This is a genomic window from Palleronia abyssalis, assembly GCF_900302445.1.
Classification (GTDB): Bacteria; Pseudomonadota; Alphaproteobacteria; order Rhodobacterales; family Rhodobacteraceae; genus Palleronia; species Palleronia abyssalis.
This window is the reverse complement of record NZ_ONZF01000041.1, coordinates 1-1,096: the sequence shown is the minus strand read 5'-3', so window position 1 is coordinate 1,096 and position 1,096 is coordinate 1. Positions and strand designations below refer to the sequence as shown.

Sequence of the window (1,096 nt, the reverse complement as noted above, 5' to 3'; positions counted from 1 at the left end):
GTTCAAGCGTCAAGCAAACGGTCCGGGGGACCGTTTGTAGCGCCGAACGGGATGTCCGAAGGCACCTTTTACAACTGGAAAGCCAAGTTCGGCGGCATGACGGCGGTGGAGGCCAAGCGGCTGAAGGCGCTGGAGGATGAGAACGCGAAGCTGAAGAAGCTCCTCGCCGAGCAGATGCTGGACTTGGCTGCGATGAAGGATCTGGTTTCAAAAAAGTGGCAGGGTAAGCCATTGGTTCGAGCACAATGGCGACCCGTGAAGCGTGAAGCCGTCGCATATCTTCGGGCCGAGCATGGCCTGTCGGAGCGGCGGGCCTGCAATATCGTCGACGCGGATCGAACGATGATCCGCGATCGATCTCAGCGTGCGCCGGACACAGTGCTGCGCGGTCGGTTGCGGGACCTGGCCAACGAGCGCCGGCGGTTCGGGTATCCGCTGCCCGGCAGGGTCATGCGAAGCATGATCCCGAGAGGGGGCGGCTCTTCGTTCTGCTGCGGCGTGAGGGAGAGCCTTCCGGCATCAACCGGATCTATCGCCTTTACCGCGAGGAAGGGCTGACGGTGCGCAAGCGGAAGGCCCGGCGCAAAGCTATCGGAACGCACGTTCCGATCTTGGTCGAGGCGCAGCCCATTGCACGCCCCCTCTCGCGGTATGCATGCAAACCGCTGCCGGGCAGCGGGATCGCTCGATTTCGTCCATGACCAGTTCGCCAGTGGCCAGCGCTTCCGTGTGCTCAACCTGGTCGATGACGTCACCCGCGAGTGTCTTGCGGCGGTCCCCGACACCTCTATCTCGGGACGCGTCGCCATTGGCGCTCGAACCAATGGCGCTCCAATGACAACCGCGCGTGAATTGACAGCCCTGATCGAGCGCCGTGGAAAGCCCGGTATGATTGACAGCGACAACAGGACCGAACTGACCAGTAACGCGATCCTGCGGTGGTGTTCCGAGTACCGGGTAGAATGGCACTACATCGCGTCCCGTTGCCCGGCAGGGTCATGCGGAGCATGATCCCGGGAGGGGGGAAAGCCAATGCAGAACGGTTTCGTCGAGAGCTTCAACGGCAGGATGCGCGATGAGCTGCTCGACGAGACCA

The 1,096-nt window shown here is 62.4% G+C and carries 1 pseudogene; it reads left to right on the top strand.

The features are described 5' to 3' along the window. Positions 1-1,096, top strand: a pseudogene (locus PAA8504_RS21665) (DDE-type integrase/transposase/recombinase); the annotation flags it as partial.